Origin of the sequence: Aquipseudomonas guryensis (genome assembly GCF_014164785.1) — a bacterium.
Taxonomy (GTDB): Bacteria; Pseudomonadota; Gammaproteobacteria; order Pseudomonadales; family Pseudomonadaceae; genus Aquipseudomonas; species Aquipseudomonas guryensis.
The window spans coordinates 1,348,757-1,370,790 of sequence record NZ_JACJFN010000001.1 but is presented as its reverse complement, the minus strand read 5'-3'; the positions used below and the strand labels follow the sequence as shown (position 1 = coordinate 1,370,790).

Sequence of the window (22,034 nt, the reverse complement as noted above, 5' to 3'; positions counted from 1 at the left end):
CCACCGAAGTGACCCTTTTGCACTGTTACCGCTAGCGGTTACTGACGCATTGATACAGCTGAGCACGCGCCGCCAAGCCATCGGTCCAATCGATATCTGCAACAGCACGCGCCCCCATCTCAACGATGAAATGCTCAACATCCAGCATCGTGTTCAGCGCTGCGTCAATGTTCGGTACTGTCAGGCCAATCGCACCGGCCGGAATATTCGGTACCGAAAAATTCAACGCGTTCACCGACTGCGCTTGATACTTCGACTGTTTAAGCGTCACCGCTACAGTTTGCGTGTTCGATGGTCTAGGAATATCCGCGCTCCAGAAGATCAGCATACCGCCCTGATAGGCCTTTCCAGGACCGACAATACTGACCGCGCCCCCCTCTTTGCTCCACATGGCAACGCAATTTTCTCCGGGTGCCGAATCCTTCTTACCCTGAAATATTTTCCATTCCCCCTGCTTGTAGCGTTGGTAATCCGGATCCGCTTCCAGCTTTTGCAGGTTTGCTTCGGCTTCCAGCATTTGCTTCTGGATTTCTGCGTTTTTGGCCGCCTGCTCATTGATGGCGATGCTCATGGCGTCGTAACTGGGCGGGGCGGGGTCGGCAAAAATATTGCAGCCATCACATCTATAGCCAGCATACCCACCGCCACCGCCAGCGCTATCACCACCCCCACCGGTTGCCACACACAGAGGAACAGCGGCAATTCCATGGGAGCCACCGCCAACGCCGATTTGCTGTTCACCAGGCCCGGGGCCACCCGGGCACGGATAGTTCGCCAATGCTGGTTGCGCGATCAAACCAAGCGCGGCAAGCACAAAAAATATAAAGAATTTCATCGTGTATTTAAGATTCCATTCATTTTGAGGGACTGTTACAGGAGCTGAGTGCAACAGGGTTATTGAATTGAAGCGGGTGCAGCATGCTGCCAGGGCCTCCTGCATCACTTGAAGAATAATCAAAGGGGACTGATTTATTTATCAGAAAGCCATCAACTGAAAAATAAATCAGTCCCATTTTCCCGCTGAACAGCTAAACGCAGAAAAGCAAAAGGGCCACCGAAGTGACCCTTTTGCCGTGTTGCCTGCGAGACTCAGGCGGCCTTGGCCGACCAGGTTTCGCTGGTGGTTTCTTCCATGGCCTGCTGGATCGCACGCTTGCGCTTTTCCTCGGCGCGGCGGGCGAAGTACCAGGCGAAGAAGGTGAAGATCGACACGGTCAGCAGGATCAGGCTGGCCACCGCGTTGATTTCCGGCTTCACGCCCAGGCGCACGGCGGAGAACACTTCCATCGGCAGGGTGGTCGAGCCCGGACCGGAGACGAAGCTAGCCAGCACCAGGTCGTCCAGCGACAGGGCGAAGGACATCATGCCGCCCGCCGCCAGCGATGGCGCGATCATCGGGATGGTGATCAGGAAGAACACCTTCCACGGCTTGGCACCCAGGTCCATCGCCGCTTCTTCGATGGACAGATCCAGCTCACGCAGACGCGCCGACACCACCACCGCCACATAGGCCGAGCAGAAGGTGGTGTGGGCGATCCAGATGGTCAGCACGCCACGCTCGGCCGGCCAGCCGATCAGCTGGGCCATCGCCACGAACAACAGCAGCAGCGACAGACCAGTGATCACTTCCGGCATCACCAGCGGTGCGGTGACCAGGCCACCGAACAGCGTGCGACCCTTGAAGCGGGTAACCCGAGTCAGCACGAAGGCAGCCACGGTACCCAGTGCCACCGCGGCGATCGCCGTGTAGCAGGCGATCTCCAGGGAACGCAGCACCGAGCCCATCAGCTGGTTGTTGTCGAGCAGGCCGGCATACCACTTCAGCGACCAGCCACCCCACACCGTCACCAGCTTGGAGGCGTTGAAGGAGTAGATGACCATGATCAGCATGGGCAGGTAGATAAAGGCCAGGCCGGCCCAGAGCATGAAGTTGGAGAAGCTGAAGCGTTTCATGCGCGGCCCTCCATCTCTTTAGCCTGGTTACGGTTGAACAGAATGATGGGCACGATAAGGATCGCCAGCATGACCACTGCCAGGGCGGATGCCACCGGCCAGTCGCGGTTGTTGAAGAACTCCTGCCACAACACCTTGCCGATCATCAGGGTCTCCGGACCGCCGAGCAGCTCGGGAATCACGAACTCGCCGACCACCGGAATGAACACCAGCATGCTGCCGGCGACGATGCCGTTCTTCGACAGCGGCACGGTGATCTTCCAGAAGCTGTTGAAGGTGCTCGACCCCAGATCCGAGGCGGCCTCCAGCAGGCTATGGTCGTGCTTCACCAGGTTGGCGTAGAGCGGCAGGATCATGAACGGCAGGTACGAATAGACCACGCCGATATACACCGCCAGGTTGGTGTTGAGGATCTGCAGCGGCTCGTCGATGAAGCCGAGCATTTGCAGGAAGCCATTGAGCAGGCCGTTGTTGCTGAGGATACCCATCCAGGCATAGACGCGGATCAGGATCGCGGTCCAGGTCGGCATCATGATCAGCAGCAGCAGGGTGGTCTGCATTTCCTTGCTGGCGCGCGCGATGGCATAGGCCATCGGATAGCCGATCAGCAGGCACAGCAGCGTGCTGATGGTGGCCATCTTCAGCGAGCCCAGGTAGGCCGCCAGGTACAGCTCGTCCTCGCTGAGGAAGATGTAGTTGCCCAGGTTGAGCACGATCTGCAGCTGGTTTTCCGCCCAGCTGTAGATTTCCGTGTAGGGCGGAATGGCCACGTCGGCTTCGGCGAAGCTGATCTTCAGGACGATGAAGAACGGCAGCAGGAAGAACAGGAACAGCCAGAGGAACGGCACGCCGATCACGACATGCCGCCCGGTGGGCAGGTAGCGTTTCAGTTTGCCGATTTTCATGATTGCAGTACCACGCCGCTATCGTCTTCCCAGTACACCACCACGGCGTCGTCCCAGGTCGGGCGCTTGCCACGGCGTTCGGCGTTGGCAATGAAGCACTGCACGATCTGCCCGGAAGTCAGTTTGACGTGGTACACCGAGTGGCCGCCGAGGTAAGCGATGTCATGCACGGTACCGTTGCACCAGTTGTATTCCGGGTGCTCGTGGTCGGCCGGCAGGGTGGTCGCCATCAGCAGTTTTTCTGGACGCAGGGCGTAGCTGACCTTCTTGTCTTCGGCGCGGGTGGTCACGCCGTGGCCGATGTAGATCGGCTTGTCCAGCTGCGGGCAGCTGATGATGGCGTGGTCGGTTTCGTCGGTGGTGATCACCCCGTCGAACAGGTTGACGTTGCCAATGAACTCGCAGACCAGCCGGCTGGCCGGGGTTTCATAGATGTCGATCGGGCTGCCGGTTTGGGCGATCCAGCCGAGGTGCATGATGGAAATGCGCTGGGCCATTGTCATGGCCTCTTCCTGGTCGTGGGTCACCATGACGCAGGTTACGCCGACCCGCTCGATGATCTCGACAAGCTCAAGCTGCATCTGCGAACGCAGCTTCTTGTCCAAAGCACCCATCGGTTCGTCGAGCAGCAGCAGCTTGGGACGCTTGGCCAGCGAACGGGCCAGGGCCACGCGCTGACGCTGGCCACCGGACAGCTGGTGCGGCTTGCGGCGAGCGTACTGGGTCATGTGCACCAGCTTGAGCATCTCGGCCACACGCTCGTCGATCTCGGCCTTGGGCAGGCCATCCTGCTTGAGGCCGAAGGCGATGTTCTGCGCCACAGTCATGTGCGGGAACAGTGCATAGGACTGGAACATCATGTTGATCGGCCGCTCGTAGGGCGGCATGTCGGTGATGTCCACACCATCGAGCAGGATGCGCCCTTCGGTCGGCCGCTCGAAGCCGGCGAGCATGCGCAGCAGGGTCGACTTGCCGGAGCCGGAGCCGCCGAGCAGGGCGAAGATCTCGCCTTTGTTGATGGTCAGCGAAACGTCATCGACGGCGATGGTCTCGTCGAACTTCTTCGTTACGCGATCGATTTTAACCAGCACTTCTTTCGGTTGCTGGTTGCCCTCGAGGGCTTTCTTGTAGGCGCTGGAGGCAACGGCCATTTGCAAAACTCCTGGAACATTGGAACCCGGCCACGCGGGCCGGGCAAAAGACTCACTTACCAGATTTGACCTTGGTCCAGCTGCGGGTCATCAGGCGCTGTACTTTCGGTGGCAACTCGGCCTGGATGAACAAATTATCCAGAACGGCCTGCGGCGGGTAAACGGACTCGTCGTTGCGTACTTCCTGATCCATCAGCGCACCGGCCTTGGGGTTCGGGTTGGCATAGCCGACATAGTCGCTGACCTTGGCGATCACCGCCGGGTCGAGCATGTAGTTGATGAAGGCGTGGGCTTCCTTGACGTTCTTCGCGTCAGCCGGGATGGCCATCATGTCGAACCACAGGTTGGAGCCTTCCTTGGGAATGCTGTAGGCGATCTGCACGCCCTTGCCGGCTTCGTCGGCACGGTCGGCGGCTTGCATGATGTCGCCCGAGTAGCCGACGGCTACGCAGATGTCACCGTTGGCCAGGTCACCGATGTACTTGGAGGAGTGGAAGTAGGTCACGTACGGGCGTACGGCCATCAGCTTCGCTTCTGCCTGCTTGTAGTCATCGGGGTTGGTGCTGCTGGCGGGCAGGCCCATGTACTTGAGCACGGCCGGGATCATTTCATCGCCGGAGTCGAGGAAGGCGACGCCACAGGCGCTGAGTTTCTTGATGTTTTCCGGCTCGAAGACGGTGGCCCAGGAGTCGATTTTGTCGACGCCCAGCACAGCCTTGATCTTCTCGACGTTGTAGCCGATGCCGTTGGTGCCCCACAGGTAGGGGACGGAATACTGATTGCCTGGATCGTTGGTTTCCAGCTGCTTGAGCAGCAGGGGATCGAGGTTCTGCCAGTTCGGCAGCAGCGAGCGGTCAAGCTTCTGGAATGCGCCAGCCTTGATCTGCTTGCCGAGGAAATGGTTGGACGGCACCACCAGGTCGTAACCGGAACGGCCTGCGAGCAACTTGCCTTCCAGGGTTTCGTTGGAGTCGAACACGTCGTAGCCCGGCTCGATACCCGTGGCGGCCTTGAAGTCGGCCAGGGTGGTCTCGCCGATGTAGTCACTCCAGTTGTAGATATGCACGGTCGGTGCAGCCTGTGCGGCGCCGGCGATGCCCAGGGTAACCGCTGTGGTGATCAGGGTTTTGCGGATGGATACTCGCACACGTCAGTCCTCTTTATTGTTGCTATTCAGGCCGTTACGCACGACCAGGGGCTTGAAAACGGGTTCTGCCAGTCCCTGACAATGGCTCCCTGAAACTCCGACCAATCGCCCAGCCGCCCGCGCACGGAGCTGTGTGGGGCTCGTGTGGAACGGTAGACGGAAATGGCACATGAGCCTCCTGGCGGGTCTCCGGCGGGAGCACCCGCCGGAGGGTGTCGCTGTTGTTGCTTACTTGCCGGACTTGATGGTGGTCCAGCTACGAGTCATGTTGCGTTGTACCTTGGCCGGCAGATCCGGGAAGGTGTAGATCTTGGCCATGGTCGCGGCATCCGGGTAGATGCCTGGGTCGTTGCGGATCGCCTCGTCAACCAGCGGGGTAGCCGCCGCGTTGCCATTGGGGAACTGCACGAAGTTGGTGATCTCGGCCATGATTTCCGGCTTCATCAGGAAGTTCAGGAAGGCATGGGCACCCTCGACGTTCTTCGCGTCAGCCGGTACGGCGAGCATGTCGAAGAAGCTGCCAGCACCTTCTTTCGGGATGCTGTAGAGGATGTTCACGCCGTTCTTGGCTTCTTCGGCGCGCGACTTGGACTGGTACAGGTCACCCGAGTAGCCGATGGCCACGCAGATGTTGCCGTTGGCCAGGTCGCCGATGTACTTGGAGCTGTGGAAGTAGCCGGTGGAAGAACGCACCGACATGAACAGTTCTTCGGCTTTCTTCAGCTCGCCCGCATCGGTGCTATCCGGCTTGAAGCCCAGGTAGTTGAGGGCGGCCGGGAGAATTTCGGTCGGCGAATCGAGGAAGGACACGCCACAGCCTTTGAGCTTTTCCATGTTCTCTGGCTTGAACACCAGGTCCCAGGAATCCACCGGCGGGTTGTCACCCAGGGCCGCTTTGACCTTGTCGACGTTGTAACCGATGCCGATGGTGCCCCACATATAGGGAATCGAGTACTGGTTGCCCGGATCGCTCGGATCCAGTGCGGTCAGCAGGTTGGTATCGAGGTTTTTCCAGTTGGGCAGCTTGGACCTGTCCAGTTTCTGGAACACGCCCGCCTTGATCTGTTTGGCCAGGAACGGGTTGGACGGTACGACGATGTCGTAACCGGAACTGCCAGCCAGCAGCTTGGCTTCCAGCACTTCGTTACTGTCGAACACGTCGTAGACGACCTTGATGCCGGTTTCCTTGGTGAACTTGTCCAGGGTTTCCGGGGCGATGTAGTCCGACCAGTTGTAAACGTGCAATACCTTGTCGTCAGCCTGCGCCATGCCGGCCACGGCGCCTGCCAGGGTCATGGCAAGCAAAGTTTTACCGAAGGTCTTGATCATGCGGGTTAGCTCCATTGTCGTTTGAAGTATCCGGGGCTGCGTCACCTTAGCGACGCACCCTCCGGTGAGCCTGGCCTACGCACCATGCAGTCTGGCAAGGTCTGGCGTGTCGCTCAAGCCTCAGACCAATACTGCACGTGCGGTGAGATCGAGGCACTTGCGTGCTTTTTCGATCAGCTCATCGATCTCACTTTTGCTGATTACCAGTGGCGGCGCGATGATCATGGTGTCGCCAACGGCGCGCATGATCAGTCCATTCTCGAAGCAATGGGTACGGCAGATCATGCCGACACCGGTCTCGCTCGGGAAACGTTCACGGGTCTGCTTGTTCTTTGCCAATTCGATGGCGCCGAGCATGCCCACACCGCGGACTTCGCCCACCAGCGGATGATCCGCCAGTTCACGTAGACGCTTTTGCAAGTATGGTGCCGTTTCTGCCTTTACCCGCTCGATGATCTTTTCTTCGCGCAGGATGCGGATGTTTTCCAGGCCGACGGCTGCCGCCACCGGGTGCCCGGAATAGGTGAAACCGTGGTTGAAGTCACCGCCGGCATTGATCGTCTGAAACACCTTGTCACCGACAATCAGGCCGCCCATGGGCACGTAGCCGCTGGTCAGGCCCTTGGCGATGGTCATCAGGTCCGGCTTGTTACCGTAGTAATCGCTACCGAACCACTCGCCGGTGCGGCCGAAGCCACAGATCACTTCGTCGGCCACAAACAAAATGTCGTACTTGGCGAGGATCTCGCGGATACGCGGCCAGTAGGTATCCGGCGGAATGATCACGCCACCCGCGCCCTGGATCGGCTCGGCGAGGAAGGCGGCGACATTGTCTTCGCCGACTTCGAGAATTTTCTTTTCCAGCTGATCGGCGGCCCAGATACCGAACTCGTCCGGGCTCATGTCGCCACCCTCGCCAAACCAGTACGGTTGCGGGATGTGCACGATGCCGGGGATCGGAAGGTCGCCCTGCTCATGCATGTACTTCATGCCGCCCAGGCTGGCGCCGGCCACGGTGGAGCCGTGGTAGCCATTGTGGCGACTGATGATGACTTTCTTGTTCGGCTGGCCCTTGCACGCCCAGTAGTGACGGACCATGCGCAGCATGGTGTCGTTGCCTTCGGAGCCGGAGCCGGTGAAGAACACATGGTTCATGCCTTCCGGCGCGATCGCGGCGATCGCCTTGGCCAGTTCCAGCACCGGCGGGTGCGCCGTCATAAAGAAGGTGTTGTAGAACGGCAGCTCACGCATCTGCTTGGCTGCCGCCTCGACCAGCTCTTCGCGGCCGTAACCGACGGCGACGCACCAGAGACCGGCCATGCCGTCGAGAATCTTGTTGCCTTCGCTGTCCCAGAGGTAGACACCGTCGGCCTTGGTCACAATGCGCGGGCCCTTTTCGTGCAGCTGCTGGTAGTCGCTGAACGGCGCAAGGTGGTGCTCACGGCTCATGGCCTGCCACTCGCGGGTTTTCGGGTTGTTCACTTGGTTCGTCATCATTCACCTCAGGATTGCGCAATCGGCAGGGTGCCGGCGACTAAGCCGCCGGCACCCGACCCGATCAGACGGAGAGCAGCAGGAACTCGCGTTCCCAGGAGCTGATCACCCGCTTAAAGTTTTCATGCTCGGCACGCTTGACCGCGACATAGCCGCGGACGAATTTCGCACCCAGGTATTTCTCGGCGTCCTTGCAGGCTTCCATGCGCTCCAGGGCGCTTTCGATGGTCACCGGCAGGGCCAGGTTGCGCCGCTCGTAGCCACGGCCTTTGACCGGCGCGCTCGGCTGGATGCCTTCGACCATGCCGATGTAGCCGCACAGCAAGGAAGCTGCCAGCACCAGGTACGGGTTGGCGTCGGCACCGGCCAGGCGGTTTTCCACGCGGCGGTTCTGCGGCGTGGCTTCCGGCACGCGCAGGCCCACGGTACGGTTCTCTTCGCCCCACTCGACGTTCACCGGCGCCGAGGTGTCCGGCAGGAAGCGGCGGAACGAGTTGACGTTCGGCGCGAACAGCGGCAACAGCTCGGGGATGTACTTCTGCAGGCCACCGATGTGGTGCATGAACAGTTCGCTCATGCTGCCGTCATCGTTGGAGAACAGGTTCTTGCCAGTATTCACGTCCACCACACTCTGGTGGATGTGCATGGCGCTGCCCGGCTGATCGGTGATCGGCTTGGCCATAAAGGTGGCCGCGACATCGTGCTTGAGCGCGGCTTCGCGCATGGTGCGCTTGAACACGGTGATCTGGTCGGCCAGGTGCAGGGCATCGCCGTGACGGAAGTTGATTTCCATCTGCGCCGGGCCGTCTTCGTGGATCAGCGTATCGAGGTCCAGGTCCTGCAGCTCGCACCAGTCGTAGACGTCTTCGAACAGCGGATCGAATTCGTTGGCCGCGTCGATGGAGAACGACTGACGACCAACTTCCGGGCGACCGGAGCGACCCATTGGCGCCACCAGCGGGAAGTCCGGGTCGCTGTTGCGCTTGGTCAGATAAAACTCCATCTCCGGCGCGACGATCGGCTTCCAGCCCTTGGCTGCGTACAGCTTGAGGATGTTCTTGAGGATGTTGCGCGGCGACAGCTCGATCGGGTTGCCCTGCTTGTCGAAGGTGTCGTGAATCACCATCGCAGTCGGCTCGATGGCCCAGGGCACGAGGAACACGGCGTTCTCGTCCGGGCGGCAGAACATGTCGATGTCCGCCTCGTCGAGCAGCTCGTAATAGATGTCGTCCTCGACGTAGTCGCCGGTAACGGTCTGCAGCAGCACACTCTCGGGGAGGCGCATGCCCTTCTCGTCGAGGAACTTGTTGGTCGGCGAAATCTTGCCACGGGCAATCCCGGTAAGATCGCTGATCAGACATTCAACTTCGGTGATTTTGCGTTCTTTCAACCAGCTTGTGAGCTGGTCCAGCTTGGTAGTCATAAAGACCTCAGGGTTGTAGAGCGGCTTCTGCGGACCGGTAAAGCCTAGCGAAACCTCCCAGTTTCGCCTGCCGGTTGCCTCACCTACTCAGCGTTGCCCCGCCCTCTTCCTGCAAGCCTCACCAAAGGCCTGGAAGATGGCGAGATAATTCGGGTTGGATCGTACCTGCCACTCCGGGTGGAATTGCACCCCGAGCGCAAAGCTTGGCGCACCTTCGACGGAGAAGGCTTCGATCAACCCGTCAGGCGCCAGTGCTTCTACGCGAAGGCCCGGCGCCAGACGCTGAACGCCCTGGCCATGAATGGAATTGACTTGAATCTCGTCCGGCAAGCCGAGGCCGGCGAGAAGGCCACCCGGCTGCACCTGCAGCGAGTGGCGTGGAGCGTATTGCACCTCAACCGGCTGCTCGGCCGGCTCACGGTGATCCATCATCCCGGCAACCTCGTGCACCTTCTGGTGCAGGGTGCCGCCAAAGGCCACGTTCATTTCCTGGAAGCCGCGGCAAATGCCGAGCACCGGGATACCGGCCGCCACTGCATCACGAATCAGGGGCAGTGTGGTCTGGTCGCGATAGGGATCATGGGGCGTGCCGGGCTCACTGGCCGGGCCGCTATAGTGATGCGGTTCGACGTTCGACGGCGAGCCGGTAAACAGCAGGCCGTCTAGACTGGCTAGCAGGGTCGGCTGATCAATCAGCTCACCGAGCGATGGGATCACCAGCGGTAAACCGCCGGCGCCAACAGCGACTGCGCGGACATATTTGTCGCCAGCGATGTGGTTGAGGTGCAGGCCTACCTGCTTGGTGCAGGCGGTTACGCCGATTAACGGCAGGCGCGACATGGGACACCTGTTTTATTGCTGTTATTAGGTTGAGGCCGAGATTAGCCTTGTTCGATTTTTAACACAATAGGGCTGTAAAAAATTGAACACAGGCCACTGAGCGCCGCGCCAGGCAAGGCCAAAAACAACCTACACCAGCCCTGAAACGCCCCAAAACTGGCCATCGAGCCCCATTTCAGGGCAGAATGGTCAACTATTGACAGCACAGGGTGTTTAAGATTGACTCACACCTGTGCGAACGCATGATTGAAATTTTTAACAAAAAAGGTGTTGCATCATGTCGGTACCCCCGCGTGCCGTTCAGCTCAACGAAGCGAACGCGTTCCTTAAGGAACATCCTGAGGTCCTGTTCGTCGACCTTCTTATTGCAGACATGAACGGCGTGGTACGCGGCAAGCGCATCGACCGTAACAGCCTGCATAAAGTGTACGAAAAGGGCATCAACCTGCCCGCTTCTCTATTTGCCCTCGATATCAACGGTTCCACTGTCGAAAGCTCCGGCCTTGGCCTGGACATCGGCGACGCCGACCGCATCTGCTTCCCGATCCCCAATACCCTGTGCAACGAGCCCTGGCAGAAGCGCCCCACCGCGCAGCTGCTGATGACCATGCACGAGCTCGATGGCCGTCCATTCTTCGCTGACCCGCGCGAAGTGCTGCGCCAGGTGGTGGCCAAGTTCGACGAGATGAACCTGACCATCTGTGCCGCCTTCGAGCTGGAGTTCTACCTGATCGACCAGGAGAACGTGAACGGCCGCCCGCAGCCGCCGCGCTCGCCGCTGTCCGGCAAGCGCCCGATCTCCACCCAGGTGTACCTGATCGACGACCTCGACGAATACGTCGACTGCCTGCAAGACATGCTGGAAGCGGCCAAGGAACAAGACATTCCAGCCGATGCCATCGTCAAGGAAAGCGCCCCGGCACAGTTCGAAGTCAACCTGCATCACACCAACGATGCGATCAAGGCCTGCGACTACGCCCTGCTGCTCAAGCGCCTGATCAAGAACATTGCCTACGACCATGAAATGGACACCACCTTCATGGCCAAGCCCTACCCGGGCCAGGCAGGCAACGGTCTGCACGTACACATCTCGCTGCTCGACAAGACCACCGGCAAGAACATCTTCACCACCGACGACCCGCTGCAGAGTGATCTGCTGCGTCACGCCATCGGCGGCGTTCTGGAAACCATGCCGGCATCGATGGCCTTCCTCTGCCCCAACGTCAACTCTTACCGCCGCTTCGGTGCACAGTTCTATGTGCCCAACGCGCCGAGCTGGGGTATCGACAACCGCACCGTGGCCGTCCGCGTGCCCAACGGCAGCCCGGACTCGGTACGCATCGAACACCGCGTCGCCGGTGCCGACGCCAACCCGTACCTGATGATGGCGTCGATCCTCGCCGGTATTCACCACGGCCTGACCAACAAGATCGAGCCGGGCGAGCCGATCGAAGGTAACTCCTACGAGCAGCTGGAACAGAGCCTGCCGAACAACCTGCGCGATGCCCTGCGCGAGCTGGACGACAGTGAAGTGCTGAACAAGTACATCAGCCCGGATTACATCGACATCTTCGTTGCCTGTAAGGAAGCCGAGCTGGAAGAGTTCGAGACCACCATCTCCGACCTCGAATACAACTGGTACCTGCACACCGTATAAGAACCACCCCCGACGCCGGCTTTAGCCGGCGTCTTTTTATCTGCTGCCCGTGTTGCCCTGATTACGCCACTCCCCGTACGTGGTCTGGCGAAGCTTTGCTTGCTGCATTGCCCCCATCACACCAAGGAGGTCGTCATGTTTCGCGTTCTTGCTCCGCTGTTGCTGGCGTTATCTCCCGGACTGGCGGTCGCCGCCGACAGCATCCGGGTCTACAACTGGAACGACTACATCGCGCCCCAGGTGCTGGCCGACTTCACTAAGGAAACCGGGATCGAAGTCGAGTACCACACCTTCAGCACTGACGAAGAACTGGACCAGGCACTGGCCAGCGATCTCGCCATCGATGTTGCCGTCCCCTCCCACGACGAGCTACCCGCGCTGATCCGCGCCGGCAAGCTGCAGCCGCTGGATTTCAGCCGCCTGCCCAACCGCAAGCACCTCGACAAGCAACTGCTCAACAAGTTGGCCGCCGTTGACCCCAACAACCGCTATGCCGCACCTTACCTGTGGGGTGCAGTCGGTCTGGCCATCAACACCCCGCAAGCTACCGCCGCCCTTGGCGGCACGCTGCCGCACAGCTGGAGCCTGCTGTTCGATCCGGCCCAGAGCAGCCTTCTGAGCACCTGCGGCATCAGCGTGCTGGATGCTCCTGACGAATTGCTCTATGGCCTGATGAACTATCAGGGGCGCAGCCTCAGCAACAGCTCGCCGGGGCGCATCCGCAAGGCCGGCGCGATCCTCGACGGCCTGCGTCCGAACCTGCGCTACGTCGACAGCGAGCGCTATATCGACGACCTCAACCAGGGCAAGCTGTGCGTCGCCGTGGCCTGGGTCGGCGACGCCCTGGCCGCCGCCGATGCCGGCCAGCCGGTGCAGTTCGTGGTGCCGGAAGAAGGCTCTTCGCTGTTTATCGACAATCTGGTGATCCCCAGCAGCGCCCGCCGCGCCGACCTCGCGCACAAGTTCATCGACTACCTGATGCAACCGCAGGTGGCGGCGAAGATCACCGAGGAAACCCTCTACCCGAGCGCCAACGCCGATGCCCGCGAGTTCCTCGACCCGGCCTTGCGCGACCAGCCCGGCCTGTATCCGGACCGCGATACCAAGCGCCGCCTGTTCGCCCTGGTGCCGCTGCCGGACAAGCTGAAAAGTACCCGCGACGAGGTCTGGACACGCTTCCGCGATGGCACCAGGGCCGCGGCCCCGCTGTAATCCGCTGAGCTGCCGGGGCACTGTCGCCCCGGTCGCCCCACCCGCGACTTGCCTCCCCTGTCTGTCTGGCGTCCAATAGCGCCTCCTCAGGACAGGAGTCCGGCATGACCCGCACCGCCAGCCCCCGTAAACCCCGCGCCAGCAGCCAGGCGCGCATCGCCCTGATCCTCGACGCGGCCCGCGCGCTGCTCCGCGAACAGGGTTTCAACGGCCTGTCGATCTACAGCGTGGCCGAGCGCGCGGAGATTCCGCCGTCCTCCGTCTACCACTTCTTCGCCAGCGTACCGGCGCTGCTCGAAGCGTTGACCGCCGACATCCACGCCGCCTTCCGCGACTGCCTGCTGCAACCGGTGGCGCATGCCGAGCTGCAGGATTGGCGCGACCTGTCGCGTGTCGTCGAACAACGCATGCTGGCCATCTACGCCCGCGACAGCGCCGCGCGCCAGCTGATCCTCGCCCAGCATGGCCTGGCCGAAGTAGTGCAGGCCGACCGCCAGCATGACCTGGAACTGGGTCGCCTGATGCAGGCCCTGTTCGAGCGGCATTTCCCGCTGCCACAGCTGCCGGAGGACATCGACGTGTTTGCCCTGGCCATGGAGCTGGGTGATCGCGTCTACGCCCGCTCGGTGCAACTGCACGGCGTGATCACCCCGCGCCTGGCCGAAGAAGGCATGCGCGTGTTCGACGCCTACCTCGGCCTCTACCTGCCGCCCGCCCTGCCCAAGCGCCGCCTGCCGCTAAGCTGAAGCGCCACCACCCGCACCTCCGCCATCCACCGCCCAGCCCGCAGCCCAGTGTCTCGGCCTGGTTTTGCTCGGCCATAAATCCGGATTTAATTCGATATAAATCGGCTATTTTTGCCTACAAAGGCTAAAAACAACTTCCTAAGCCGATTTTTATCGGATATAAATTGATCATCCACTGCCGGATGGTGATGCACACCACGGCACAGTCACAGGTCGCTGCCGATTGCAGACGACCTTCTCAACGCTGCTACGAGGTGTTTCATGTCGCGTATCGTTACCGTCGCCGCCACCCAGATGGCCTGTTCCTGGGACAGCGCCGCGAATATCGCCAATGCCGAGAAACTGGTGCGCCAAGCTGCTGCCGAAGGTGCGCAGATCATCCTGATCCAGGAGCTGTTCGAGACCCCCTACTTCTGCCAGAAGCCCAACCCGGACTACCTGCAGCTGGCCACCGCGACGGAAGAAAACCCGGCCATCCGGCACTTCCAGCAAGTCGCCAAGGAACTGCAGGTGGTGCTGCCGATCAGCTTCTACGAACTGGCCGGGCGCGCCCGTTTCAACAGCATCGCGATCATCGATGCCGACGGCAGCAACCTCGGTATTTATCGGAAAAGCCACATCCCGGACGGCCCCGGCTACCATGAGAAGTACTACTTCAACCCGGGCGACACCGGCTTCAAGGTGTGGAACACCCGCTACGCCAAGATCGGCGTGGGCATCTGCTGGGACCAGTGGTTCCCCGAGGCCGCGCGCAGCATGGCCCTGCTCGGTGCGGAGATCCTGTTCTACCCGACCGCCATCGGCAGCGAGCCGCATGACCCTAGCATCAGCTCGCGCGATCACTGGCAGCGCGTGCAACAAGGTCACGCTGGCGCCAACCTGATGCCGCTGGTAGCGTCCAACCGTATCGGCCGCGAAGACCAGGACGGTTACCACATCAACTTCTACGGTTCCTCCTTCATCGCCGACCAGTTCGGCAAGAAAGTCGAGGAACTGGGTGAGACGGAGGAAGGTATCCTGGTGCACCGCTTCGATCTGGACCAGCTGGAACATATCCGCAGCGCCTGGGGCAGCTTCCGTGACCGCCGGCCGAACCTGTACGGCCCGTTGAAAACTCTCGACGGCAGCCTAGAGTCCTAACGTTCCCCCCAGGAGCCAGCCGACTGGCTCCTGCAACAGCTCATACATAGGTAGACCCGATGACCACTCTCACCAGCACCCCACGCGCCGATGGCTTCCGCATGCCAGCCGAGTGGGAAACCCAGCGCCAGGCCTGGATGGTCTGGCCCGAGCGTCCGGACAACTGGCGCCTCGGCGGCAAGCCGGCGCAAGCCGCCTTCACTGCAGTGGCCAAGGCCATCGCCGAATTCGAACCGGTGACCGTCTGTGTCTCCGCCGGCCAGTACGAGAACGCCCGCGCGCGCCTCGACCACGGCAATATCCGCCTGGTGGAAATCACTACCGACGACGCCTGGGTGCGCGACACCGGGCCAACCTTCGTGATCAACGACCAGGGCGGCGTGCGCGGTGTGGACTGGGGCTTCAACGCTTGGGGTGGCTTCGACGGCGGCCTCTATGCGCCGTGGCAGCGTGACGACCAGGTGGCCAGCAAGATCCTCGAGATCGAGCGCGTCGACCGCTACCGCACCGAAGGCTTCGTGCTGGAAGGCGGCTCGATCCATGTCGACGGCGAAGGCACCCTGATCACCACCGAAGAATGCCTGCTCAACCGCAACCGTAATCCGCACCTGAGCCGCGAGCAGATCGAAGACATGCTGCGCACGCACCTGGCCATCGATACGGTGATCTGGCTACCAGACGGCCTGTACAACGACGAGACCAATGGCCACGTCGACAATTTCTGCTGCTACGTGCGCCCGGGCGAAGTACTGCTGGCCTGGACCGACGATGTCAACGACCCCAACTACCCACGCTGCCAGGCCGCTATGCGCGTGCTGGAAAACGCCCGGGACGCCAAGGGCCGCGCCTTCGTCGTGCACAAGATGCCGATTCCCGGCCCGCTGTACGCCACCGCGGAAGAGTGCGCTGGCGTCGACCTGGTCGCCGGTACCCAGGAACGCAGCCCCGCGGTGCGCCTGGCCGGCTCCTACGTCAACTTCCTGATCGTCAACGGCGGCATCATCGCGCCGAGCTTTGACGACCCCAAGGACGAGGAAGCGCGCACCATCCTGCAACGCCTGTTCCCCGAGCACCGTGTGGTGATGGTGCCGGGCCGCGAGATCCTCCTCGGCGGCGGCAATATCCACTGCATCACCCAGCAGCAGCCGGCTGGCTGATATTGTGCCGTCACCGTACCCGCCAAGCGTCCTGCCTGGCGGGTACGGCCCAGCCAGTTGCAGCGACTTGATCTAGGCTTGCCGGTTCAACCACCGAGCAAGGATGCTCAAGATGCCACGCTGGATCGCGTTATCCCTCTATTGCCTCGCCTGCCCGCTGCTCGCCACCCCCTGCCCCGACTGGTCCGCCAGCCGTGCCAGCGCCGAGCTGACCACCCTGCAGCAGCAACTCAAAACCTGGGATCTGGCCTACCACCAACAGGGCCATTCGCCGGTCAGCGACGAACTCTACGACCAGGCTCGCGAGCGTCTGCAGGACTGGCAACAGTGCTTCCCGCAGCAGGCACCGCTCGACCTGCGCGCCAACCTCGGCCCGCCCGGCACCCAACCTCACCCCATCGCCCACACCGGCCTGCACAAACTGCGCGACGAGCAGGCCGTGCAGCAGTGGCTACAAGGCCGTAGCGAGCTGTGGGTCCAGCCCAAGGTAGATGGCGTGGCCGTGACCCTGCACTACCGCGACGGCCTCCTGCAACAGGCCATCAGCCGTGGCGACGGACAACGCGGCCAGGACTGGACCGCCCAGGCGCGGCTGATCGCCGCCATCCCGCAACAGCTGCCACGCAAGGATGAACTGATCCTGCAGGGCGAGCTGTACTGGCGCCTGCCCAGCCATGTGCAGGCTCAGGTCGGCACCGGCACGGCGCGCAACCAGGTGGCGGGGGCGCTGCAGCGCCACCAGCTGGACGCCGCCACCACCGCGCAGATCAGCCTATTCGTCTGGGACTGGGCCAATGGCCCGAGCAGCATGGGCGAACGCCTGCAGGGCTTGCGCGCCCTTGGCTTCGCCGACAGCGCCGAGCTGACCCTGCCCATCACTAATCTGCAGCAGGCCAGTCACTGGCGCGCGCACTGGTACCGCAGCCCACTGCCGTTCGCCAGCGACGGCGTGGTGCTGCGCCAGGGCCGGCGGCCACCCGGCAGCAGTTGGGCCGCCGAACCGCCGCAGTGGGCCGCGGCCTGGAAATATCCACTCAGCCAGGCCCTGGCCCAGGTGCGCGACGTGCACTTCCAGATCGGCCGTAGTGGGCGCATCACCCCGGTGCTGCAACTGCAGCCGGTGCGCCTGGAGCAACGCAGCATCCAGCGCGTCAGCCTGGGTTCGCTGCAGCGCTGGCAGGCCCTGGATATCCGCCCCGGCGATCAGGTGGCGATCACCCTCGCCGGCCTGACCATCCCGCGCCTGGACGGCGTGGTCTGGCGCAGCGCCGAGCGACCAGTGCTGGCTAGCCCCGATCCCGCCGCCTATCACGCCCTGAGTTGCTGGCAGCCCAGCCCTTACTGCACCAGCCAGTTCAGCGCCCGCCTGGCCTGGCTCAGCGGCAAGCAAGGGCTGCAGCTGGCGGGCGTCGGCCCAGGAACCTGGGCCAAGCTGCAGCAGGCGGAAAAGCTGCCCAACCTGCTCGCCTGGCTCGATCTGGACGAAACCGAACTGGCCCGCACGCCAGGCTTCGGCGCACGCAGCGCGAGCCAGCTGCAGCAAAGCTTCGCCAGCGCCCGGCACCGCCCCTTCGCCCAGTGGCTCAAAGCCCTCGGCTTACCCACCAGCGGCGCAGCACCATTGGGTGCTGACTGGGACACGCTGGCCGCGCGCGATGCGCAAGCCTGGGACACGTTCAATGGTATTGGCCCGCAGCGTGCGGCACAGCTGGTGGCGTTCTTCCAGCACCCGGACGTGCAGGCTCTGCGTCAGCGTCTGCACGCGGCCGGGGTGAAAGGGTTTTAGATCAATACGCGCGAAACGCCTTGTGGCAGGTTTCGCAGCTGTCCTCCACACGCTGCACCAGCGGCGCCACGGTCTGCGCCGTCAGCGGCTGTTGCGTGCTGGCCGTGCGCAATGCCGCCGTAGCCGCTTCCAGCTCACGGGCCAGTTGCTGGAAGCGTTGCTGCTCCTGCCACACTTCGGGCTTGGCACTGCTGCGCTCGCTTTCGGCAATCTGCGGGAAATGCTGCCAGGGCTGGCGCGACAGTTCATCGAGCTGCTGGGCGCCCTGGGCAAAGCGCGGCGCGTCGAACGCCAGGCGCCCACGCAACATGCCGCCGAGGTCTTCGCTGGTCTTCAGCATCTGCTTGAACAGGGTCTGGCGCTTGCCCTGCGGCGAATCGGGATCGACACCACCACAGGCAACGAGCAGGGCACACACACACAGCAGCAACAGACTTTGGGCTTTCATGGTGAACGCGGACAAACTGAAAAAGGGCCGCCAGTATCGCCACACAACGGGCCACGGCCAAGTAGGGCAATTGCCGCAGGTCGCCACAGACTGCGGATAAGCGACGGAAAGCCTTGGGCTTGCCTGCGCAGCTGGCTATAATCGCCAAGCTTCACGTGGCCGGCACAGCTCCGGTCGCTCCCGCCACCTGTCTGAGGGGCGCTGCAGCATGCTCTCAACCATAGAGAACATGTCAGGCTCGGACAGGGCGTTAACCATACGCATCAACGGCGCCCATTCGCAGACAACGAATGGAGAGCTTTTGCATGAGCGCTGCTTTTAATGATTTCAAAGTCGCCGACATTTCCCTGGCTGCCTGGGGCCGTCGTGAACTGATCATCGCCGAATCGGAAATGCCTGCCCTGATGGGCCTGCGCAGCAAATACGCCGGCGAACAGCCGCTGAAAGGCGCGAAGATCATCGGCTGCATCCACATGACCATCCAGACCGGCGTGCTGATCGAAACCCTGATCGCCCTCGGTGCCGAAGTGCGCTGGTCGTCCTGCAACATCTTCTCGACTCAGGATCAGGCCGCTGCCGCCATCGCCGCCGCCGGCATCCCGGTCTACGCCTGGAAAGGCGAGACCGAAGAAGAGTACGAGTGGTGCATCGAGCAGACCATCCTCAAGGATGGCCAGCCGTGGGATGCCAACATGATCCTCGACGACGGCGGCGACCTGACCCAGATCATCCACGAGCGCTACCCGGCCATGCTGGACAAGATCCACGGCGTGACCGAGGAAACCACCACCGGCGTGCACCGCCTGCTTGACATGCTGAAAGCCGGCACCCTGAAAATCCCGGCGATCAACGTCAACGACTCGGTGACCAAGAGCAAGAACGACAACAAGTACGGCTGCCGTCACAGCCTCAACGACGCCATCAAGCGCGGCGTCGACCACCTGTTGTCGGGCAAGCAGGCCCTGGTCATCGGCTACGGCGACGTGGGCAAGGGCTCCGCGCAGTCGCTGCGTCAGGAAGGCATGATCGTCAAAGTGACCGAGATCGACCCGATCTGCGCCATGCAGGCCTGCATGGACGGTTTCGAAGTGGTTTCGCCGTACAAGAACGGTATCAACGATGGCACTGAAGCCAGCGTCGACCGCGACCTGCTGGGCAAGATCGACCTGATCGTCACCACCACCGGTAACGTCAACGTCTGCGACGCCGGCATGCTCAAGGCCCTGAAGAAGCGCGCCGTGGTGTGCAACATCGGTCACTTCGACAACGAGATCGACACCGCCTTCATGCGCAAGACCTGGGCCTGGGAAGAGGTCAAACCGCAGGTGCACAAGATCCACCGCACCGGCGCTGGTGACTTCGATCCGCGCAACGACGACTACCTGATCCTGCTGGCCGAAGGCCGCCTGGTCAACCTGGGCAACGCCACCGGCCACCCGAGCCGGATCATGGACGGCTCCTTCGCCAACCAGGTGCTGGCGCAGATCTTCCTCTACGGTCAGAAGTTCGCCGACCTGCCAGCCGCGCAGAAAGCCGAGCGTCTGACCGTGGAAGTGCTGCCGAAGAAGCTCGACGAAGAAGTGGCCCTGGAAATGGTCCGCGGTTTCGGCGGCGTGGTCACCCAGCTGACCGCCAAGCAGGCCGAGTACATCGGCGTGACCGTGGAAGGCCCGTTCAAGCCGGAAGCCTACCGCTACTAAGCAGCCGCATGCTGTGAGCCTCAGGCCGCCAGTGACTCGCGCACTGGCGGCCTGCCGCTAAAGGGAATCTGCAATGAGTCAAGAACGCCGTTACAGCTTCGAGTTCTTCCCCACCAAGACCGAAGCCGGGCATGAAAAGCTGATGACGGTCGCCCGTCAGTTGGCGACCTACAACCCCGATTTCTTCTCCTGCACCTACGGTGCCGGTGGCTCCACCCGCGATCGCACCCTCAACACCGTGCTGCAACTGGACGGCGATGTGAAAGTGCCGACCGCGCCGCACCTGTCCTGCGTCGGTGACAGCAAGGAGGAGCTGCGCAGCCTGCTGCAGCAGTACAAGAACTCCGGCATCCGCCGCATCGTCGCCCTGCGTGGCGATCTGCCGTCGGGCATGGGCATGGCCAGTGGCGAACTGCGCTACGCCAACGAGCTGGTCGAGTTCATCCGCACGGAAACCGGTGATCACTTCCATATCGAAGTCGCCGCCTACCCGGAAGTACACCCGCAGGCGCGCAGCTTCGAAGACGACCTGGCCAACTTCGTGCGCAAGGCCAAGGCCGGTGCCAACAGTGCGATCACCCAGTACTTCTTCAGCGCCGACTGCTACTTCTACTTCGTCGAGCGCGTGCGCAAGCTGGGTGTCGACCTGCCGATCGTGCCGGGCATCATGCCGATCACCAACTACAGCAAGCTCGCGCGCTTCTCCGACGCCTGCGGTGCGGAAATCCCACGCTGGATTCGCAAGCAGCTGGAAGCCTACGGCGACGACCTGCAAAGCATCCAGGGCTTCGGCGAGCAGGTGGTCAGCGAGATGTGCGAACGCCTGCTAGAGGGCGGCGCACCCGGCCTGCACTTCTACACCCTGAACCAGGCCGAGCCGAGCCTGGCGATTTGGAACAACCTCAAGCTGCCCCGCTGAAGGTTGCGCTGCATTGAACGAGCCGGGCACTTGCCCGGCTTTTTCTTGCCCATTCACCCGACCAATAGACCGCATGGTCACTTTTCAATCAGGCAAAAGCTGATTACTCTGGCGAAATGCCATTATTCCAGCGCCATTTAATTGCCACGCTATTACTGAGCGGCCTTGCCTTCGGCGCACAGGCCGAGCCGTTGCGCGTGGTCACCGAAGCCTGGGCACCCTACGTCTACGAGGACAACGGCAAGCCGGCCGGCCTCGACTACGAGATCACCGCCGAAGTGCTGCGCCGCCTGGACATCGAAGTACAGTGGCAGTTCCTACCCTGGAAGCGCTGCCTGCTGGCACTGGAACAGGGCCAGGCCGATGCCATCCTCGATATCTTCCGCCTGGCCGAGCGCGAGCAGCAGATGCTGTTCGTCGAGGAGCCGCTGTCCGAAGTGCAGTTCGTGCTGTTCTTCTCCCGTAACCGGCCCTACCCCTATCGCCAGCTGGAAGACCTGCGCGATCTACTGATCGGCACTTCGCCCGGCTATTGGTACAACGACAGCGCCTTCCGCCGCTCCAAGCTATTCAGCCGCGAGGAGGCGCCGAGCCACGAAGCCAACCTCGGCAAACTGGTGCGCAATCGGGTCGACCTGGTGGTTAACGATCGCCGCGCCGGATTGTTCCTCGCCGCGCAGCTCGGCCTCGGCCAGCAGCTCGGCTACAACACCCAAGAGCTTGGCCGCGACCGCCTGTACCTGGCCCTGCGCCGCGATCCCGCGCTGCAAACGCTGGCCGCGGACTTTGCCCGTGAACTACGTCGTTTCAAGCACGAAGCCGCTTACGCCAAGCTGCAAAGACGTTACGCCGAGCCAACCCATGCTCCTTTTGCTGCCGTGCAACGCCCGTGAATCGGCCGACGGGCAGGTAGCTGCGCAAGGGCCTGGCTCTGTTATACTCGGGACTCCCGCCAGGCTTGCGCCCGGATGCTTGCCCCCGAGGCCAGCAGTACCGGTCGGGATTGCGCGCCCCAGTGCCGTGATTC

General features: G+C 62.1%; 19 protein-coding genes and 1 riboswitch. Of the genes, 9 read left to right on the top strand and 10 right to left on the bottom strand.

Going from position 1 to position 22,034, the window contains the following annotated elements:
• Positions 1–31 precede the first annotated feature (31 nt).
• The 9 genes from H3H45_RS06225 to H3H45_RS06185 all read right to left on the bottom strand — a co-directional run bounded on the left by H3H45_RS06225 (position 32) and on the right by H3H45_RS06185 (position 10,242).
• The gene (locus H3H45_RS06225) at positions 32–958 is read right to left on the bottom strand and encodes a hypothetical protein (RefSeq protein ID WP_182832840.1); all 927 of its coding nucleotides are present in this window, start codon (positions 956–958) and stop codon (positions 32–34) included.
• A 131-nt stretch (positions 959–1,089) separates the two neighbouring features.
• Entirely contained in the window at positions 1,090–1,953 is an 864-nt protein-coding gene (locus H3H45_RS06220; protein WP_173211203.1) for an ABC transporter permease subunit, read from the bottom strand.
• A complete protein-coding gene (locus H3H45_RS06215) occupies positions 1,950–2,858 on the bottom strand; it encodes an ABC transporter permease subunit (protein WP_407926674.1) in 909 nt (302 codons plus the stop codon). Before H3H45_RS06215 ends, H3H45_RS06220 begins: the two co-directional genes overlap by 4 nt.
• Positions 2,855–4,009 carry a polyamine ABC transporter ATP-binding protein gene (potA, locus tag H3H45_RS06210; RefSeq protein ID WP_182832839.1) on the bottom strand — a complete coding sequence of 385 codons (1,155 nt, stop codon included), beginning with the start codon at positions 4,007–4,009 and terminating at the stop codon, positions 2,855–2,857. Before potA ends, H3H45_RS06215 begins: the two co-directional genes overlap by 4 nt.
• Before the next feature lie 52 nt (positions 4,010–4,061).
• Positions 4,062–5,156: a polyamine ABC transporter substrate-binding protein gene (locus H3H45_RS06205; protein ID WP_182832838.1), complete on the bottom strand. Its 1,095-nt coding sequence runs from the start codon at positions 5,154–5,156 to the stop codon at positions 4,062–4,064.
• Between the two features lie 228 nt (positions 5,157–5,384).
• Positions 5,385–6,485 carry an extracellular solute-binding protein gene (locus H3H45_RS06200; RefSeq protein WP_182832837.1) on the bottom strand — a complete coding sequence of 367 codons (1,101 nt, stop codon included), beginning with the start codon at positions 6,483–6,485 and terminating at the stop codon, positions 5,385–5,387.
• Positions 6,486–6,605: 120 nt separating this feature from the next.
• Positions 6,606–7,979, bottom strand: a complete 1,374-nt coding sequence (locus tag H3H45_RS06195) for an aspartate aminotransferase family protein (protein ID WP_182832836.1) — start codon at positions 7,977–7,979, stop codon at positions 6,606–6,608.
• Positions 7,980–8,043: 64 nt separating this feature from the next.
• Positions 8,044–9,402, bottom strand: coding sequence for a glutamine synthetase family protein (locus H3H45_RS06190; protein ID WP_182832835.1), 1,359 nt, complete (start codon positions 9,400–9,402; stop codon positions 8,044–8,046).
• Positions 9,403–9,489: 87 nt separating this feature from the next.
• Positions 9,490–10,242 carry a gamma-glutamyl-gamma-aminobutyrate hydrolase family protein gene (locus H3H45_RS06185; protein WP_182832834.1) on the bottom strand — a complete coding sequence of 251 codons (753 nt, stop codon included), beginning with the start codon at positions 10,240–10,242 and terminating at the stop codon, positions 9,490–9,492.
• 277 nt (positions 10,243–10,519) lie between these two features.
• Here H3H45_RS06185 and H3H45_RS06180 point away from each other — a divergent pair, with 277 nt between their 5' ends.
• The 6 genes from H3H45_RS06180 (at position 10,520) to ligB (ending at position 17,940) form a co-directional block, all read left to right on the top strand.
• Positions 10,520–11,899, top strand: coding sequence for a glutamine synthetase family protein (locus H3H45_RS06180; RefSeq protein WP_182832833.1), 1,380 nt, complete (start codon positions 10,520–10,522; stop codon positions 11,897–11,899).
• A 135-nt stretch (positions 11,900–12,034) separates the two neighbouring features.
• Positions 12,035–13,111, top strand: a complete 1,077-nt coding sequence (locus tag H3H45_RS06175) for an extracellular solute-binding protein (RefSeq protein WP_182832832.1) — start codon at positions 12,035–12,037, stop codon at positions 13,109–13,111.
• 104 nt (positions 13,112–13,215) lie between these two features.
• Positions 13,216–13,857: a TetR/AcrR family transcriptional regulator gene (locus H3H45_RS06170; RefSeq protein ID WP_182832831.1), complete on the top strand. Its 642-nt coding sequence runs from the start codon at positions 13,216–13,218 to the stop codon at positions 13,855–13,857.
• A gap of 261 nt (positions 13,858–14,118) precedes the next feature.
• Complete coding sequence (gene aguB / locus H3H45_RS06165; RefSeq protein ID WP_182832830.1) at positions 14,119–14,997, top strand: N-carbamoylputrescine amidase; 879 nt, start codon at positions 14,119–14,121, stop codon at positions 14,995–14,997.
• 59 nt (positions 14,998–15,056) lie between these two features.
• Positions 15,057–16,154, top strand: a complete 1,098-nt coding sequence (gene aguA / locus H3H45_RS06160; RefSeq protein ID WP_182832829.1) for an agmatine deiminase — start codon at positions 15,057–15,059, stop codon at positions 16,152–16,154.
• A gap of 112 nt (positions 16,155–16,266) precedes the next feature.
• Positions 16,267–17,940, top strand: coding sequence for an NAD-dependent DNA ligase LigB (gene ligB / locus H3H45_RS06155; RefSeq protein WP_182832828.1), 1,674 nt, complete (start codon positions 16,267–16,269; stop codon positions 17,938–17,940).
• A gap of 1 nt (position 17,941) precedes the next feature.
• Here ligB and H3H45_RS06150 read toward each other — a convergent pair whose 3' ends face one another.
• Positions 17,942–18,388 carry a c-type cytochrome gene (locus H3H45_RS06150; RefSeq protein ID WP_182832827.1) on the bottom strand — a complete coding sequence of 149 codons (447 nt, stop codon included), beginning with the start codon at positions 18,386–18,388 and terminating at the stop codon, positions 17,942–17,944.
• 187 nt (positions 18,389–18,575) lie between these two features.
• Positions 18,576–18,670: riboswitch (S-adenosyl-L-homocysteine riboswitch) on the top strand.
• Between the two features lie 23 nt (positions 18,671–18,693).
• Here H3H45_RS06150 and ahcY point away from each other — a divergent pair.
• The 3 genes from ahcY to H3H45_RS06135 all read left to right on the top strand — a co-directional run bounded on the left by ahcY (position 18,694) and on the right by H3H45_RS06135 (position 21,900).
• On the top strand, positions 18,694–20,088 hold the full coding sequence (gene ahcY, locus H3H45_RS06145; RefSeq protein WP_235983357.1) for an adenosylhomocysteinase: 1,395 nt from the start codon (positions 18,694–18,696) through the stop codon (positions 20,086–20,088).
• Between the two features lie 73 nt (positions 20,089–20,161).
• Positions 20,162–21,007 (top strand): methylenetetrahydrofolate reductase [NAD(P)H], encoded by an 846-nt coding sequence (metF, locus tag H3H45_RS06140; RefSeq protein WP_182832825.1) that lies wholly within the window; start codon positions 20,162–20,164, stop codon positions 21,005–21,007.
• Between the two features lie 116 nt (positions 21,008–21,123).
• Entirely contained in the window at positions 21,124–21,900 is a 777-nt protein-coding gene (locus H3H45_RS06135; protein ID WP_182832824.1) for a substrate-binding periplasmic protein, read from the top strand.
• Positions 21,901–22,034: the final 134 nt, after the last annotated feature.